At 41.3% G+C, this 15,149-nt stretch carries 16 protein-coding genes and 1 riboswitch; of the genes, 14 read left to right on the forward strand and 2 right to left on the reverse strand.

Annotated elements, in window-relative coordinates:
* Positions 1-18: 18 nt before the first annotated feature.
* A complete protein-coding gene (locus tag CLNEO_RS11820) occupies positions 19-1,017 on the reverse strand; it encodes an aspartate-semialdehyde dehydrogenase (protein ID WP_066089213.1) in 999 nt (332 codons plus the stop codon).
* Between the two features lie 237 nt (positions 1,018-1,254).
* A riboswitch (Lysine riboswitch) is annotated at positions 1,255-1,432 on the reverse strand.
* 153 nt (positions 1,433-1,585) lie between these two features.
* Here CLNEO_RS11820 and CLNEO_RS11830 point away from each other — a divergent pair.
* The 14 genes from CLNEO_RS11830 (at position 1,586) to CLNEO_RS11895 (ending at position 14,890) form a co-directional block, all read left to right on the forward strand.
* Positions 1,586-1,807 carry a small, acid-soluble spore protein, alpha/beta type gene (locus tag CLNEO_RS11830; RefSeq protein WP_066089219.1) on the forward strand — a complete coding sequence of 74 codons (222 nt, stop codon included), beginning with the start codon at positions 1,586-1,588 and terminating at the stop codon, positions 1,805-1,807.
* Between the two features lie 47 nt (positions 1,808-1,854).
* Entirely contained in the window at positions 1,855-2,613 is a 759-nt protein-coding gene (locus CLNEO_RS11835) for a class I SAM-dependent DNA methyltransferase (RefSeq protein WP_066089222.1), read from the forward strand.
* Between the two features lies 1 nt (position 2,614).
* Entirely contained in the window at positions 2,615-3,493 is an 879-nt protein-coding gene (gene hslO, locus CLNEO_RS11840) for an Hsp33 family molecular chaperone HslO (RefSeq protein WP_066089225.1), read from the forward strand.
* A gap of 59 nt (positions 3,494-3,552) precedes the next feature.
* Entirely contained in the window at positions 3,553-3,996 is a 444-nt protein-coding gene (locus CLNEO_RS11845) for an NUDIX domain-containing protein (RefSeq protein WP_066089228.1), read from the forward strand.
* Between the two features lie 660 nt (positions 3,997-4,656).
* On the forward strand, positions 4,657-4,983 hold the full coding sequence (locus CLNEO_RS11850) for a hypothetical protein (RefSeq protein WP_066089232.1): 327 nt from the start codon (positions 4,657-4,659) through the stop codon (positions 4,981-4,983).
* On the forward strand, positions 4,970-6,964 hold the full coding sequence (locus tag CLNEO_RS11855; protein ID WP_066089235.1) for a V-type ATP synthase subunit I: 1,995 nt from the start codon (positions 4,970-4,972) through the stop codon (positions 6,962-6,964). The genes CLNEO_RS11850 and CLNEO_RS11855 overlap by 14 nt, the downstream gene beginning before the upstream one ends.
* The gene (locus CLNEO_RS11860) at positions 6,957-7,442 is read left to right on the forward strand and encodes a V-type ATP synthase subunit K (protein WP_066089238.1); all 486 of its coding nucleotides are present in this window, start codon (positions 6,957-6,959) and stop codon (positions 7,440-7,442) included. Before CLNEO_RS11855 ends, CLNEO_RS11860 begins: the two co-directional genes overlap by 8 nt.
* Positions 7,443-7,472: 30 nt before the next feature.
* Positions 7,473-8,033, forward strand: coding sequence for a V-type ATP synthase subunit E (locus tag CLNEO_RS11865; protein WP_066089239.1), 561 nt, complete (start codon positions 7,473-7,475; stop codon positions 8,031-8,033).
* 14 nt (positions 8,034-8,047) lie between these two features.
* Positions 8,048-9,025: a V-type ATP synthase subunit C gene (locus CLNEO_RS11870; protein WP_066089242.1), complete on the forward strand. Its 978-nt coding sequence runs from the start codon at positions 8,048-8,050 to the stop codon at positions 9,023-9,025.
* Positions 9,018-9,335 carry a V-type ATP synthase subunit F gene (locus tag CLNEO_RS11875; RefSeq protein WP_066089245.1) on the forward strand — a complete coding sequence of 106 codons (318 nt, stop codon included), beginning with the start codon at positions 9,018-9,020 and terminating at the stop codon, positions 9,333-9,335. Before CLNEO_RS11870 ends, CLNEO_RS11875 begins: the two co-directional genes overlap by 8 nt.
* Positions 9,336-9,359: 24 nt before the next feature.
* Complete coding sequence (locus CLNEO_RS11880) at positions 9,360-11,135, forward strand: V-type ATP synthase subunit A (protein WP_066089248.1); 1,776 nt, start codon at positions 9,360-9,362, stop codon at positions 11,133-11,135.
* On the forward strand, positions 11,132-12,508 hold the full coding sequence (locus CLNEO_RS11885; RefSeq protein ID WP_066089251.1) for a V-type ATP synthase subunit B: 1,377 nt from the start codon (positions 11,132-11,134) through the stop codon (positions 12,506-12,508). Before CLNEO_RS11880 ends, CLNEO_RS11885 begins: the two co-directional genes overlap by 4 nt.
* Positions 12,509-12,514: 6 nt before the next feature.
* Positions 12,515-13,189, forward strand: coding sequence for a V-type ATP synthase subunit D (locus CLNEO_RS11890; RefSeq protein ID WP_066089254.1), 675 nt, complete (start codon positions 12,515-12,517; stop codon positions 13,187-13,189).
* A 501-nt stretch (positions 13,190-13,690) separates the two neighbouring features.
* A complete protein-coding gene (locus CLNEO_RS11895; protein WP_066089258.1) occupies positions 13,691-14,890 on the forward strand; it encodes a pyridoxal phosphate-dependent aminotransferase in 1,200 nt (399 codons plus the stop codon).
* A 30-nt stretch (positions 14,891-14,920) separates the two neighbouring features.
* On the opposite strand, the gene CLNEO_RS16445 is transcribed toward CLNEO_RS11895, so the two are convergent.
* Positions 14,921-15,046, reverse strand: a complete 126-nt coding sequence (locus tag CLNEO_RS16445) for a hypothetical protein (protein WP_278276628.1) — start codon at positions 15,044-15,046, stop codon at positions 14,921-14,923.
* Positions 15,047-15,149 lie beyond the last annotated feature (103 nt).

The following is a 15,149-nucleotide window of genomic DNA, read 5'->3' on the forward strand; positions in this document are numbered from 1 at the left end:
TTTTTTTATGTTAAATTGTTATGCATTCATATTTCTAATAATTTCCTCGGCAATTTGAACTGCATTTGAAGCAGCACCTTTGCGGATATTATCAGCGACTACCCAAAGGTTTACGCCGTTTTCCACACTTTCGTCACGGCGAATACGACCAATGAAAACCTCGTCATGGCCTGTTGCGTCTACGGCTAAAGGATATTCATTGTCTTTGGAATTATTCATGATAACAATGCCGGGAGCATTTTTCAAAGTTTCGATTAATTCGTCCAGCTCAAAGGGATTTTCAAACTCTACATTGATGGATTCGCTGTGAGAGTTGAACACAGGTACACGCACTGTGGTAGCTGTTACCTTCAGGTTTTCGTTATGAAGCATTTTTCTGGTTTCATTTACCATTTTCATTTCTTCTTTTGTGTATCCGTTGTCCAAGAAAACATCAATATGTGGCAAACAGTTATTTGCAATAGGGTGGGGGAACTTTTTGGGTTCTTCGCCCTTTAAGCCGTTTTCAAGATCCATCCAGCCGGCAAGACCTGCACCGCTTACTGCTTGATAAGTGGAGTAAACCACACGTTTAATTTTGTATTTTTCGTTCAAAGGCTTTAATGCAACAACAGCCTGAATTGTGGAGCAGTTGGGGTTTGCAATGATGTTTTTATGCCATGCAATATCCTCGGAATTTACTTCGGGTACAACCAGAGGAACCTGGGGATCCATACGCCACTGGGAGCTGTTGTCAATTACAATGCAGCCATGGGCTGCTGCGATAGGCGCAAATTTTTCACTTGTACTGCCGCCTGCGGAAAACAGTGCAATATCTATGGGTTTATCAAAGGAGTTTTCTGTCAGCTCTTCAACAATATAATCCTTTCCACTAAAAGTAATGGTTTTTCCTGCGGAGCGGCTGGATGCCATAACGTAGAAATTTTCGATAGGCAGCTGTCTTTCTTCTAAAACCTTTAAGAAAGTTCTGCCAACCATACCTGTTGCTCCAACAACTGCGAGATTAATCTTTTTCATTTTAATACTTCCTTCTTTCTTAATATAATAATAAAAAAATGTAGGTATGTGCGAAGAATTAAAAATTCTCCCAAAAAGGTGATGTCCTATGAAAGGGGACAAATAAAGAAAATTTCAAGTGCTCTTCGCTATTTCGGAGCGGTTATGTTCCCAAGCTATGATTTCACCAAAACAAAAAAAGCCGACAAGCGCCGACTTCCAAATTTTGCATACAATAAAAAATATTATTGCAAAAACTTAGTTTGTAGCGCTCCATTGGGGGTACCAATGACAGTTGTACGGTTCTTAACCGGACAACCAGAGAAAAAAAGAAAAGGCTTTTTCCCTCTTCGGCGTTTGACCCTTTCTGCGGACGGCCCTTATCCCTTATGATATTCGCCCGAGTACTCATGTATAACGCACCTCTACTTCAAGAACTATTTACTTACCAAATAGTCTACCATTAGAAATGTATTCTGTCAAATGGTTTTCGCACATATTTTTTTTTCATGGATACAAAACATTAATGAAAAAAATTAAGCTGAAAGGGTAATACTATTTAAAAATATAATAAGAAAGGGGCTTGGGTATGGGTGAAAAAAAGGAACTGACGGAAGCGCAAAAGCGTGATATGGTGATGAAATACGAAATTGCAGAGGAGCTTGGCTTGTTGGAAAAAGTGGAGCAGGTAGGCTGGAAGGGGCTCACATCGAAGGAAAGCGGACGCATTGGCGGTTTGATGGGCAAGAAGAAAAGAGATACTGCCGCAAAGACTAAAAGCCCTTGCAATACATCTAAGGAAAAGTTATAATAAGCTAATGTTTAATTTTAAAAGATGATGCAATGGGAGTAAAGAAAATGGAAGCTTATAAGGGGTTTGCCTCTGTATATGATAGTTTTATGGATGAAATAGACTACCCGGCGTGGGTGCAATATCTTCAGGAAGCATGGACAATGCTTGGCAAAGTGCCTAAAACCGTAATCGACATGGGATGTGGTACTGGGAATATTACCATTCCCCTGGCAAAGGCCGGTTACCGGGTTTTTGGAGTTGATATTTCCGAAGAAATGCTGGCAGAGGCGCAAAGGAAGGCTTTTTTAGAAGGGTTTTCCCTTCCTTTTTATTGCCAGGATATGGTGGGGATGGAGCTGGCACTCCAAGCGGATTGCGTGTTAAGCCTATGTGATTCTTTGAATTATTTGACGGAGGAAGGGGAGCTTTCTGCCGCTTTTTGTGCTGTAAGGAAGCATTTAAATCCCAAAGGACTGTTTTTTTTCGATATGAATACGGAATACAAGTTTAAAAATGTTTTGGGCGATAAAACCTATGCGGCAATGACAGAGGATGCGGCGTATTTTTGGGAAAATTCCTTCGACGAGGTGGAAGGGATTAATGAATACTATGTGAGCTTTTTCTTACGTGAAAAAAACAAAAATACCTACGAGCGTACCGAAGAATATCATTACGAACGGGCATATGGCTTGGAAGAGGTAGAAAAGTGCCTAGAAGATAACGGATTTGAATTATTAGATGTATATGATGGATATTGTTTTGAGCGAGCAAAAGCAGATAGCCAACGCTATTTTTTTGTGGCGCAGTTAAAGGAGGAGTTGTAAAATGAGTGATTATATTGTAAGAGCAACGGCAGGCGGCGGTAGTATTCGTGCTTTTGCTGCCACCACCGGGGAGCTTGTTCAGCATGCAAGAGCGGTGCATCATACTTCACCAGTGGCTTCGGCGGCCCTGGGTAGAATGTTAACGGCAGCGGCGATGATGGGAAGTATGTTGAAAGGGGAAAAGGATTTGGTTACCCTTCAGATCAGAGGCTTAGGCCCTCTGAAAGGAGCGGTAGTAACCTCCGATAGCCATGCAAGGGTAAAGGGCTATGTTTTTAACCCTAACGTGGAAATTCCTTCAAAATATCCCGGGAAATTGGATGTAAGTGGAGCCATTGGAGAAGGATATATGAGTGTCATTAAGGATATTGGATTGAAAGAGCCTTATGCAGGGCGAATTCAGCTTGTTTCCGGAGAAATCGCTGAGGATTTAACGTATTACTATGCCCAGTCGGAGCAAACGCCATCGGCGGTAGGATTAGGTGTTTTGGTGGACACGGACACCTCCATTCGCTGTGCAGGTGGATTTATCATACAGCTTCTGCCTGATGCAACAGAAGACGTGATTTCTACACTGGAAAAGCGCTTAAATGCCATTCCTTATTTTACAGATTTGCTGGATATGGGGCAAACACCGGAAGGGATTTTAGGAATGATTCTCGAAGGTTTGGATATGAAAATTTTGGACAAGGTGCCTACGGAGTTTTATTGCAATTGCACCAAAGAACGCGTGGAAAAAGCATTAATCAGTATGGGCAAGGATGAATTGGAAAAAATTATAAGCGAAGATAAAAAAGCGAATTTGCATTGTCACTTCTGTGCAAAGGAGTATGATTATTCTGAGGAAGAACTGCAAAGGTTGCTGGAGGAAGCAAAATAATTTTTTACTAGAGAGAAGACTTTTATAAAAAAACAGAAGTATAGAAGGGAGGCTTGTCCATGAAACGGGACTTTGCTGTTGCAGTAAAGGCGATTATTGTGAAAGAGGAAAGGGTTCTGATTTTAACAAGATCCCAAGATGAAATGGAATGCAGCTACATGAACAGCCGCCAGAAGTGGGATTTGCCGGGAGGCGGTCTGCATTTTTATGAGCGCAGCCAAGAAGGCTTGAAAAGAGAAATCAAAGAAGAAACGGGTCTGGACGTTTTTGTGGGGGAGCCGGTTTCTCTTTTTGATGTGATAAAGAATCACATTCACTTGTGTATTTTTACATATGTCTGCCGTTGGAAGGAGGGGGAGGTGATTTTAAGCGAGGAGCATGAAGCTTTTTATTGGATGACAGGGGAAGAAGTATGTCAAAGCGAGTTACCCAATTGGATGAAAAGGGACTTGTTACGCGCCTTTACAAGAGAAAAGGAAATGCATATAGAGCGGGATGAGTAGGCTTGGAGAGGAAATCTGAGCTTATTTTTTTATGAATTTTGTGTACAAAGCAGACAATGCTAAGAAAATTTACGAAAAGAATGAAAAATATTTCATTAGAAAACTGTTAAAAGCGTACAGATGAAAATGTCATGTAGAATATTGCACAAACAAAGGAGTTGTTTTTTGTGCAATACTAGCAAAGCTGAAATTTTTTGCGTGTTTAAATTGCTAAATAAAAGTTTTGGGTACTAATAAATTGCATGCAAATTACCTTTCGAAAAGCCTGTAAACATCAAGAACCGGTTCGAGTTTTAAAAATTAACTGATTTTAATTTAACAATTTTTTTTGGAAACAATAAAATAGTACTGTATTGTCGATAAATAATGGGTTATTGACAATGTAAGGCAAATATTTTATTATTTAAGATGAGGTATGTTTTATATTGAGTACATACTGGACGGAGCAGTAATAATTCCTACGCTTTCTGTTATGTTTCCGAAAAAAAACAACCTTTTTTTCATGATTTATGAAGGATCAGGAGAAAGCCCAATGAAAGACCTTTTCTTTTTTCAACAAAAGAAATGTTATTAGTTTAACAAAAAAAGAGGTCTCTCCCCAGTGAGAAATGCATACGATACAATTTGCTAGGCAGGTTGTAAACAAGAGAGGTGATGGTAATGGCTTATGAGATTCTGAAGAGCATCGTAGAGGCTGAGGAACGAGCTGCTCAGATCGTAAAACAGGCCACGCAAGACGCAGAGGCTTTGAAAAAAGATGCGCAAAAACAAAGGGATGAGCTTTTGCAACAGGTGCAGCTGCAAGGAAAGGAATTGATGCAGCTTGTTGCCAAGCAGGCGGAGGAAGAAAGCCGAGTCGAAATCCAGAACATCCAAAAAAATACGGATGATGCTTGTTTGAAAACCAAAGAACGAGCGGAACAAAAGAAAGAAGAGGCTGTTCAGGCAGTTATTGGAAGGGTCGTGGGAGCGTATGGCAGTCGTTGAGATGCGAAAGCTTACTGTCATTGGTCTAAATATTGGACGCACTCCTTTTGTTCACGAATTAATGCATTTGGGCGTTGTGGAAATCAATTCTCAAGAAGGCATTGTGAACGATGAAGAATGGATGCCTGATATTTTTAGAACCAGTAACAGTGCGGATGTTTCACGTTTAGAAGCGGACATAGCCCGTGTTGGTACTGCAATTGAGGCCATTAATCGCTATGACACAAGTAAAAAACCTTTATTCCAAGTCCGAGAAGAACTTATTCGTAATGATTTTATCGACCATATGGATCGGACAAAAACGGAAACGGAACGCAATGTGGATACAGCGGATTTGAGCTATAGGCAAATTGCAGATGGGCAAAACGAAATCAATCGTTTGAAAGGTATTATTACAGGGTTAAAGCCCTGGGAAAGTCTGGACTTGCCTTTGCAAATGAAGGAAACGGAATGTTCCGCAGTCATTCTTGGAACGGTAAGTAGTAAAATTAGATTTGAAGATTTATTGCAAAAAGTTTTGGAAAAAGTTCCCTCTGCCGTTGTTCAGCAGGTTAATGCTGACGTTCAGCAGCTGTATATTTCGGTGATCTGTTTAAAAGAGGAACGGGAAATGGTGCAGGAAGCCCTGCGGGAATTCGCATTTAACCCGATTACTTTTGGTGATCACAAGGGAACGGCAAGGGAAGCAATTAAGCAATTTGAATTTGAAATAGAAGAAAATCAACAAGTAATTCTTGCCAGCGAGAAGTCTTTGGCTGATTTGGCAACGGCAAAGAAGAATATCGAATATCTTTATGACAGTTTGTCCATGCGCCGCGATCGGGCAAAAATCGTTGGTGATATGCTTAGTACGGAGATGGTATTTTACTTTGATGGCTGGATGCCTAAAAATGCCCAGCCAGAGGTAGAGGAGCTTTTAAGAAAATTTGAATTCTATTATGAATTCAATGAGCCGGAGGCGGAGGAAGAGATCCCAGTATGCCTAAATAATGACGGTTTTTCCACTCCCTTTGAGGCAGTTACAAATATGTATAGCTTGCCTTCAAGGCAGGATATCGATCCAACAAAATTCTTGGCACCATTTTATTTTATTTTCTTTGGCATGATGCTTAGTGATGCGGCTTACGGTATTATTATGGCGGCAGGTTGTTGGATTTTGTTGAAGAAATATAAGCTGGAAGGCATGACACATCGGATGATCAAAATGTTCTTCTATTGTGGCATTTCAACTTTTTTCTGGGGTGTGCTTTTTGGAGGATGGTTTGGTGATTTCTTCACGGTAGCGGCAAAAACGCTATTCGGAGCGGATTTTGTAATTAAGCCGGTTTGGTTTGATCCTATGGCAGAACCAATGAAATTATTGATTTTCTCGCTGATACTCGGCGGGGTTCACCTATTTGTTGGTATGGGAATTCAGGCTTATATGTCCATCAGAAATGGTCGTCCGTTGGATGCGTTGTTTGACATTGGCCTTTGGTACGTATTGTTAATTGGGTTGGTTTTGTTTGGCTTAGGTGGCAGCGTAGGCCCTGCAATGGTTTCCGTAGGCAAGGGAATGTCTATTATAGGTGCGGTTGGCATTTTGTTGACTGGCGGTAGAAATAAAAAAGGAATTTTTGGCAAGATTACAGGTGGTCTTGGTAGCCTTTACGGTATTACCGGCTATTTATCGGATGTTCTTTCTTACTCCAGACTTCTTGCGTTAGGCTTGGCAACGGGGGTTGTAGCAAAGGTAATCAATACCCTGGGTTCCTTGGCGGGCGGCGGAGTAAAGGGCGCAATTGTTTTGCTAATCGCATTTGTACTTGGTACAATATTCAACATTGCAATCAATGCGTTGGGCGCATTTGTGCATTCTTGCAGATTGCAGTATGTAGAGTTTTTTGGAAAATTCTATACCGGCGGTGGCAGACCTTTCGCACCTTTTGAAAGAAAAACGAAATATATCAAGATACTCAAGGAGGAGAAGTATAATGGTTGAGAGTTTATTCAGTGGTGAATTTTTAGCGTTGGCGGGTGCGGCAATTGCTGCTCTTGCAGGTATAGGTAGCGCAATTGGTGTTGGCGTTGCCGGTGAAGCGGCTGCGGGCGTTGTTTCGGAAGATCCGAACAAATTTGGTCAGGTTTTGTTATTGCAGGCTTTGCCTGGTACACAGGGTATTTACGGCTTGCTGATTGCGTTCTTGGTAATGGTAAAGGTAGGCCTTTTGGGCGGCGACGGTATGATTGAACTAACAATGATTCAGGGTGCAGGTATTTTTGCAGCAGCTTTGCCCATTGGCTTTGTTGGCATCTTCTCTGGCATTGCTCAGGGAAAAGCAGCAGCAGCAGGCATTATGTTGGTTGGTAAGAAGCCCAGTGAATTGGCAAAAGGTATGCTTTTCGCAGCGATGGTTGAAACATATGCGGTATTAGCTCTGCTCGTTTCCTTCCTAATGCTCAACAGCATCCATGTATAATGAACTTGAAAGAAAAGGAGGCGCACTCCTATGAATGACGGTAAAATTATCATCGATAAAATCATAGAGAAGGCAGAAGCGGAAGCGAAGGCAATCAAAGAAAAGGCCAATTTGGAAGTGGAAGCAGTATTAAAGGCGGCAGAGGAAAAGGCGAAGCGCGAAAGTGAAGCTTTGAAAAAAAATGCTGAGGCTGAAGCGGAAAAAGTGAAGGCGAAAGCCATTTCCGGCGCAGACTTACAAGGGAAGATTTCAGTTTTACAAGAAAAGCAAAGCATTATTGAAGGGGTTATTGCTGAGGCAAAGAAACGTTTGGAAACCTTGCCCGATGCTCAGTATGCAGAAATGATTGGCAATATGCTTGATGGCTTAGATAAAGAAAATGGAACGGAAATTATTGTTTCCGAAAAGGATAGAGAACGCCTGGCAAAGGTTATTTCCCAGAAAGGCTTTATCCTTTCCAATGAAAACAGAGAACTTGACGGTGGGTTTATTGTGAAAAATGGAGATATTGAATACAATTATTCTTTTGATTCCATTATCGCAGTGGAGCAAGAAGAGATTAGACAAATAGCTGCAAAAATTTTATTTTAGGGAGGGGATTCTTGATGTCAAAAAATAAGATTTACCCTTTCGCCGTAGCCAGTGTTCGTTCTATGGAAAACTCCTTGATGACAAAGCAAAAGTTAATGCAGATGGCTGATGCGAAAACAGCCGAGGAGGCCCTCCGCATTTTGTCTGATAGTGCCTACGGAAAAACGCAGATCAAAGGCATTTATGAATTTGAAAAGATGATTGGGAATCATCTTGAGGAAACCTATCAGGCGGTGGCCGGATTAATTCCTCAGGAAACGTTTATTGATATTTTCCTCTATAAAAACGATTACCATAATATTAAGGTTCTTTTGAAGGAGGAAGTGTCCAAGGCAAGCGGCAAAAAGTTTTTGATACAAGGCGGAACAATCCCCATAGAAACGCTGCGTAAAAATTTGCGGGAAAGAAATTATATTGAATTACCTAATATTAATGGTGAAGCTGTGGAAGAAGCTGTTAATATGTATGCAAAGACCCATAATGGAAGATATATTGATTCGATTTTGGATAAGGCTTGTTTTTCTACCATGGAAAAGGCAGCAAAGAAACTGGGGAATGCCTATGTTTCAAAATATGTACAGATGCTGGCTGACATCACAAATCTAAAAACACTTTTGCGAGTGAAAAAGATGGATCGGGATTATCAGGTTTTAGAAGAAAGCTTCGTGCCAGGTGGAGGCGTTGGGCTCGAATTTTTTTCCAGGGCGTTTCGCAGTGATTCCCCAGTGGCGGTTTTAAAGGAAACACCCTATGGTTCTCTTTGTGAGGATTATATGGATCAAGGCTTTACAGTTTTTGAAAAAGCATGTGATGATTACCTTATGGAGTATATCAAGGATGCGAAATATAAAACCTTGACTCCTGAACCGGTTATGGCGTTTATTTTAGCAAAGGAAACCGAAGCGAAATGTATTCGCATCATCATGACCTGTAAAATGCATAACATAGATGTGGCCATTATAAAAGAAAGGGTGAGAGAAGCATATGTCTAAAGTTGGAATTATAGGCGATAAAGACAGCATTTTGGGCTTTCTCGCTCTTGGGATGGATATTTTTCCTGCCTACAATGCTGACGAGGTAAAAAAAACAATCCATAGATTGGCAGAAAAAGATTATGCAATCATTTATATCACAGAGAAGGCTAGTTTGATGGCAAAAGACAGTATTGCAAAATACAAGGACTTTGAATTGCCTGCAATTATCGTGATTCCTGGCGTTGGGGGAAGCATGGGTCTGGGTATGAATGAAGTAAGAGAATCGGCAAAACGTGCGATTGGTGCGGATATATTGTTTAGTGAATAAATACGATTGTAGGTGAATGAGCATATGAAAACAGGCACGATAGTAAAGGTGTCGGGTCCGTTGGTAGTAGCGGAAGGCATGAGAGACGCCAATATGTTTGACGTGGTTCGTGTATCAGATAAGCACCTCATAGGTGAAATTATCGAAATGCATGGGGATAAAGCATCCATTCAGGTTTATGAGGAAACATCAGGCCTTGGACCCGGTGAGGAAGTTATATCCACAGGGATGCCAATGAGTGTTGAATTAGGACCTGGATTGGTTTCCACGATTTATGACGGTATTCAGCGTCCTTTGGAAAAGCTGTATGAAGCCAGCGGTACCAATATCCAAAAGGGTATTGAAGTTAAATCTTTGGATCGTGAAAAAAAATGGAAGTTTGAACCAAAAAAGATAAACGGTGACGCTGTGGAAGCCGGAGATGTTATCGGTATCGTACAAGAAACAGCAGTTGTTGTATGTAAGATTATGGTTCCTTACGGCTTAAAGGGTACAATAAAAGAAATTTATGTTGGTGAATTTACGGTGGAAGAAACCGTTTGTGTTGTAACTGACGAAAAGGGTAAGGACGTAGCAGTAACAATGATGCAAAAATGGCCTGTGCGTCGTGAAAGACCTTATAAAATTAAAAAAACACCTGACTCCTTGCTTGTAACAGGGCAGCGTGTTGTTGACACATTTTTTCCCATCACAAAGGGCGGTGTTGCCGCAATTCCCGGACCTTTCGGCAGTGGTAAAACAGTAACACAGCATCAGCTGGCAAAATGGGCGGATGCGGATATCGTTGTTTATATCGGCTGTGGCGAGCGTGGTAACGAAATGACCGACGTTTTGAACGAGTTCCCTGAGCTGAAAGATCCCCGTACTGGTGAGTCCTTGATGCAAAGAACCGTTTTAATTGCAAATACCTCCGATATGCCCGTTGCGGCCCGTGAGGCATCTATTTATACAGGAATTACCATTGCGGAATTCTTCCGTGATATGGGCTACAGCGTTGCCCTTATGGCTGACTCTACTTCCCGTTGGGCGGAAGCACTTCGTGAAATGAGCGGTCGTTTGGAGGAAATGCCCGGTGAAGAAGGCTACCCTGCATACTTGGGTTCCCGTTTGGCGCAATTCTACGAAAGAGCGGGCCGTGTGGTGAGCTTGGGTAGTGAAGAAAGAGTTGGTACGCTGACAGCAATCGGCGCAGTATCTCCTCCCGGTGGTGATACTTCCGAGCCTGTATCTCAAGCAACATTACGTATCGTTAAGGTGTTCTGGGGGCTTGATGCATCCTTGGCGTATAAGCGCCACTTCCCTGCAATCAACTGGCTGTCAAGCTATTCCTTGTACCAAGACAGAGTGGATGAATGGGCTGATATTAACGTGCACCCCGATTTTTCCGAGCACCGCACCGAGGCAATGCTCTTGTTGCAGACAGAAGCGGAATTACAGGAAATTGTGCAGTTGGTTGGTGTTGACTCTTTATCTCACAGCGACAGATTGATTCTGGAAACCACGCGTTCTATCCGTGAAGACTTCCTTCACCAGAACTCCTTTCATGAAGTGGATACCTATACCTCCTTGCATAAGCAGTATAGAATGTTAAAGCTGATTTTGACCTTCTATCATGAAGCACAGACTGCAATTAAGGCGGGCGTGCACATTCAGAAAATTACAAAGATGGATGTAATCGAACGTATCGGTCGTGCTAAATATGTTGAGGAGCTCAATGTGGATAAGAGCTACGACGAAATCGAAAGCAATATTATAAAAGAAATCACCGATTTGATCAGTAAGGGGGCGGATGAATTATGATAAAGGAATATAGATCGATTCAAGAAGTTGCCGGACCCCTTATGCTTGTGACAGGCGTTGAAGGCGTAAAATACGACGAGTTGGGCGAAATTGAGCTGTCTAGCGGTGAAGTAAGAAGATGTAAAGTATTGGAAGTAAACGGTGACACCGCTTTGGTTCAGCTGTTTGAGAGCGCAACAGGTATCAACCTTGCGGAAAGCAAAGTTCGTTTCCTAGGAAAAAGTTTGGACTTTGGCGTATCTCCTGATATTTTAGGCCGTGTATTCAGTGGTATGGGTAAGCCCATCGATGGCGGCCCTGAAATTATCCCCGAGAAACGTTTGGATATTAATGGTGCACCCATTAACCCTGCGGCTAGAGAATATCCTGCGGAATTTATTCAGACAGGTGTTTCCGCCATTGATGGTTTAAATACTTTGGTTCGTGGTCAGAAGCTGCCTATTTTCTCGGGAGCAGGTTTGCCCCATGCAAATTTGGCGGTGCAGATTGCCCGTCAGGCGAAGGTGCGCGGTACGGATTCCAAGTTTGCCGTAGTATTTGCGGCGATTGGTATTACCTTTGAAGATGCGGAATTCTTTATCAATGACTTTAAAGCAACAGGTGCCATTGACCGTTCCGTTGTATTTGTAAACCTTGCAAACGACCCTGCGGTAGAACGTGTTTGTACCCCTCGTATGGCATTAACTGCGGCTGAATATTTGGCATTTGAACAGGGAATGCACGTTTTGGTTATCTTAACGGATATCACGAATTATGCAGAAGCTCTCCGTGAAGTATCTGCGGCAAAGAAGGAAGTTCCCGGTCGTCGTGGATACCCTGGTTACCTGTATACTGACCTTGCAACCATGTATGAACGTGCAGGCCGTATGAAGGGGAAAGAAGGCTCTATTACAATGATTCCTATTTTGACCATGCCTGAAGATGATAAGACCCATCCTATTCCTGACTTAACAGGGTATATTACGGAAGGTCAGATTATCTTGAGCCGTGACCTGTATAAAAAAGGCGTTCAGCCCCCAATCAACGTTTTGCCATCCCTTTCTCGTTTGAAGGATAAGGGTATCGGTAAAGGCAAGACAAGAGAAGACCATGCCGACACCATGAACCAGTTGTTTGCGGCTTATTCTCGTGGTAAGGACGCAAAGGAATTAATGGCGATTTTGGGTGAATCTGCATTGTCCGATACAGATTTAATTTATGCAAAATTTGCCGACGAATTTGAGAAGACATATGTTTCTCAGGGCTTTAGAACTGACAGAACCATCGAACAGACCTTGGAAACCGGATGGAACTTGCTTCGCATGTTGCCAAAGAGCGAACTGAAGCGTATTCGTGACGAATATCTGGAAAAATATTTAGCAGACGGGGAGTGATGAGTCGTGGCTAGATTAAATGTCAATCCGACCCGTATGGAAATGTCCAGATTAAAGCAACTGCTTAAGACAGCAACGAGAGGTCATAAGCTGTTGAAGGATAAGCTGGATGAACTGATGAAGCAGTTCTTGAATATCGTGCGGGAAAACAAGCGCCTGCGTGAAGAGGCGGAGGCGGCTTTAGAAAATGCTTATAAAGATTTCATTATTGCCAGAGCAGTGTTAAGTGAAAGCGTTTTGGGGGAATCCCTAATGATCCCCCAGCAATCCGTAGCTGTTAAGGTGACAAAAAAGAATATTATGAGTGTAAATGTACCTGTTTTTGATTTCCAGACGGAAGAAAGCAGTGGGGATATCTATCCTTATGGACTTGCTTTTTCATCGGGAGAATTAGACAGTGCAATGCTTTCTTTTTCCAATGCAATGGAGCCTTTATTGCGTTTGGCGGAGAGTGAAAAAACTGCCCAGCTTTTGGCGCAGGAAATTGAACGTACCCGTCGTCGTGTAAATGCTTTGGAAAACGTTATGATTCCAAACTATCAAGAAACAATTAAATATATTACGATGAAGCTGGAAGAAAACGAACGTGCAGGAACAACACGATTGATGAAAGTCAAAGATATGGTGTTGAAAAAAGCATTAGAAGAAAAGAAAAAACGTGAAGCAGAAATTGTTTCATAAAGAAAACCCCATGTAAACATTACATGGGGTTTTACTATGAACGAAAATTTGATAAAGCATTTCTACAGAATAAGGAGCTATAAGCGCAAAAATTTTTTTTGTTGAAAATTAATTGAAGATGTTTCTTCATTTTTTGTAAAAAAAGACGATTGATAAGTCATTTTTGTCATGAAAGCTTGTTGAAATAAAAAAAATTAATAAAAAATAAAAAAATACACTGTTTTTATATGTATTTTAGTAATTAATAATAAAAAAATCATACGAAAAACAACCAAAAATTTTAATTATTGTGGAAAAATTCACTATAAGTATTGTTTTTATTGCGAAAAGTGGTATACTTAAACTACAAATAGGTGAGAAATAGGCAGTTGTTGTGGGATTATTGAACAATAAATGCAATTTTGTTTATCTTGTTTAATAAAATAATTGCAATGTATCTCCACCTATAATATGATACATTTTATTATTATGATGAAAATGATAAAGGAGAAGTGAAAAACAATGAAATTATCTGACAGAGTACAAGCGATGCAGAATTCCCCTATCAGAAAGTTCAACCCTATGGCTGCAGAAGCAAAGGCTACAGGAACAAAAATTTATCATCTGAACATTGGTCAGCCTGATATCGTAACACCTTCTGTGTTTATGGAATCAATCAAAGGTTTTGACCAGAAGGTTCTTGCTTATGCAGAATCCCCCGGACTTCCTGAATTGCAGGATTCTATCATTGACTACTTTAAAGGCTTTGATATGAATTTGGACAGAAAAGACATCTTAATCACCAGCGGTGGTTCCGAAGCTTTGACTTTGGTATTCTTGTCCTTAATTAACCCTGGCGACGAAGTAATTGTTGCTGAGCCTTACTACACAAACTATTTGACATTCATTCAGGCTGCTGATGGCGTAATTAAGCCTGTTACAACCTACGCTGAAGATGGCTACAAGTATGCTTACATGGATAGATTGGAGGCAGCTGTAACTGAAAAAACAAAAATGATTTCTATCGTTAACCCCGGCAACCCTACAGGCTGCATTCTTTCCAGAGAAGACATGAGGGTAATTTGCGATTTCGCAAAGAAGCATGATCTTTGGATTTTGGCTGACGAAGTTTACAGAGAATTTGCATATGATGGCAGAGAGATGACATCCTTTGGTCAGTACGATGACGTAGCTGACAGAGTTATCATCATCGACTCTATCTCCAAGAGATTCTCCGCTTGTGGTGCTCGTATTGGCTGCTTAATTTCCAAAAATGCAGACCTTATGGCAAACGTTATGAAGATTGCTATGGGTAGACTTTGCTGCCCTACATTGGAAATGGTTGGCGCAACTGCACTTTATAAATTGGATGATTCCTTCTTTAATGAAGTTAGAGCTGAATACGAAAAGAGAAGAAATGTTTCTTACGAAGCACTCAAGAAAATTCCCGGTGTTGTTTGTGAACAACCTGGTGGTGCTTTCTATATTACTTGTAAGATGCCCGTAGAAAATACGGAAGATTTGTTGGTATTCTTATTGAAAGAGTTTAGAGAAAACAACGAAACAGTTATGTATGCTCCTGCGGAAGGCTTCTACGCTACACCCGGCTTAGGCAAGAACGAACTGCGTATTGCTTATATATTAAATGCAGATGATATGGCAAGAGGTATCGAATTGTTGGGCAAGGGCATTGAAGCTTATAAGGCTGCAGGCCACAAATAAAATTATATTCATAAAACTCAGAAAACCCCTTTATGGGATGGTCTGACTGTTAAAAAAGTCCAGCTTTTTGCTGGGCTTTTTCATTGTTCGCTTTAGCTTGACAAAACCACCGGCTATGCCGGTGGTAGGAAAGGTTTGTTCTTTAGATGTAAGCACGAATCCTCCTTTGGTAGAATAAATGTAGGTTTGCCAACCACATCAAAGACCAAAAGGAGGATTCAAAATGACTAATAATAGTTTAGCACATACAACATGGGAA

This window comes from Anaerotignum neopropionicum, assembly GCF_001571775.1.
GTDB classification, from domain to species: Bacteria; Bacillota; Clostridia; order Lachnospirales; family Anaerotignaceae; genus Chakrabartyella; species Chakrabartyella neopropionicum.

Bases quoted from the DNA above. Each gene is read 5' to 3' on its own strand.
- CLNEO_RS11865 (WP_066089239.1), top strand. From the start codon at position 7,473: ATGAATGACGGTAAAATTATCATCGATAAAATCATAGAGAAGGCAGAA.
- CLNEO_RS11835 (WP_066089222.1), top strand. From the start codon at position 1,855: ATGGAAGCTTATAAGGGGTTTGCCTCTGTATATGATAGTTTTATGGAT.
- CLNEO_RS11880 (WP_066089248.1), top strand. From the start codon at position 9,360: ATGAAAACAGGCACGATAGTAAAGGTGTCGGGTCCGTTGGTAGTAGCG.
- CLNEO_RS11820 (WP_066089213.1), bottom strand. From the start codon at position 1,017: ATGAAAAAGATTAATCTCGCAGTTGTTGGAGCAACAGGTATGGTTGGC.
- CLNEO_RS11860 (WP_066089238.1), top strand. From the start codon at position 6,957: ATGGTTGAGAGTTTATTCAGTGGTGAATTTTTAGCGTTGGCGGGTGCG.
- CLNEO_RS11855 (WP_066089235.1), top strand. From the start codon at position 4,970: ATGGCAGTCGTTGAGATGCGAAAGCTTACTGTCATTGGTCTAAATATT.
- CLNEO_RS11870 (WP_066089242.1), top strand. From the start codon at position 8,048: ATGTCAAAAAATAAGATTTACCCTTTCGCCGTAGCCAGTGTTCGTTCT.
- CLNEO_RS11885 (WP_066089251.1), top strand. From the start codon at position 11,132: ATGATAAAGGAATATAGATCGATTCAAGAAGTTGCCGGACCCCTTATG.
- CLNEO_RS11830 (WP_066089219.1), top strand. From the start codon at position 1,586: ATGGGTGAAAAAAAGGAACTGACGGAAGCGCAAAAGCGTGATATGGTG.
- CLNEO_RS11875 (WP_066089245.1), top strand. From the start codon at position 9,018: ATGTCTAAAGTTGGAATTATAGGCGATAAAGACAGCATTTTGGGCTTT.
- CLNEO_RS11895 (WP_066089258.1), top strand. From the start codon at position 13,691: ATGAAATTATCTGACAGAGTACAAGCGATGCAGAATTCCCCTATCAGA.
- CLNEO_RS11845 (WP_066089228.1), top strand. From the start codon at position 3,553: ATGAAACGGGACTTTGCTGTTGCAGTAAAGGCGATTATTGTGAAAGAG.
- hslO (WP_066089225.1), top strand. From the start codon at position 2,615: ATGAGTGATTATATTGTAAGAGCAACGGCAGGCGGCGGTAGTATTCGT.
- CLNEO_RS11850 (WP_066089232.1), top strand. From the start codon at position 4,657: ATGGCTTATGAGATTCTGAAGAGCATCGTAGAGGCTGAGGAACGAGCT.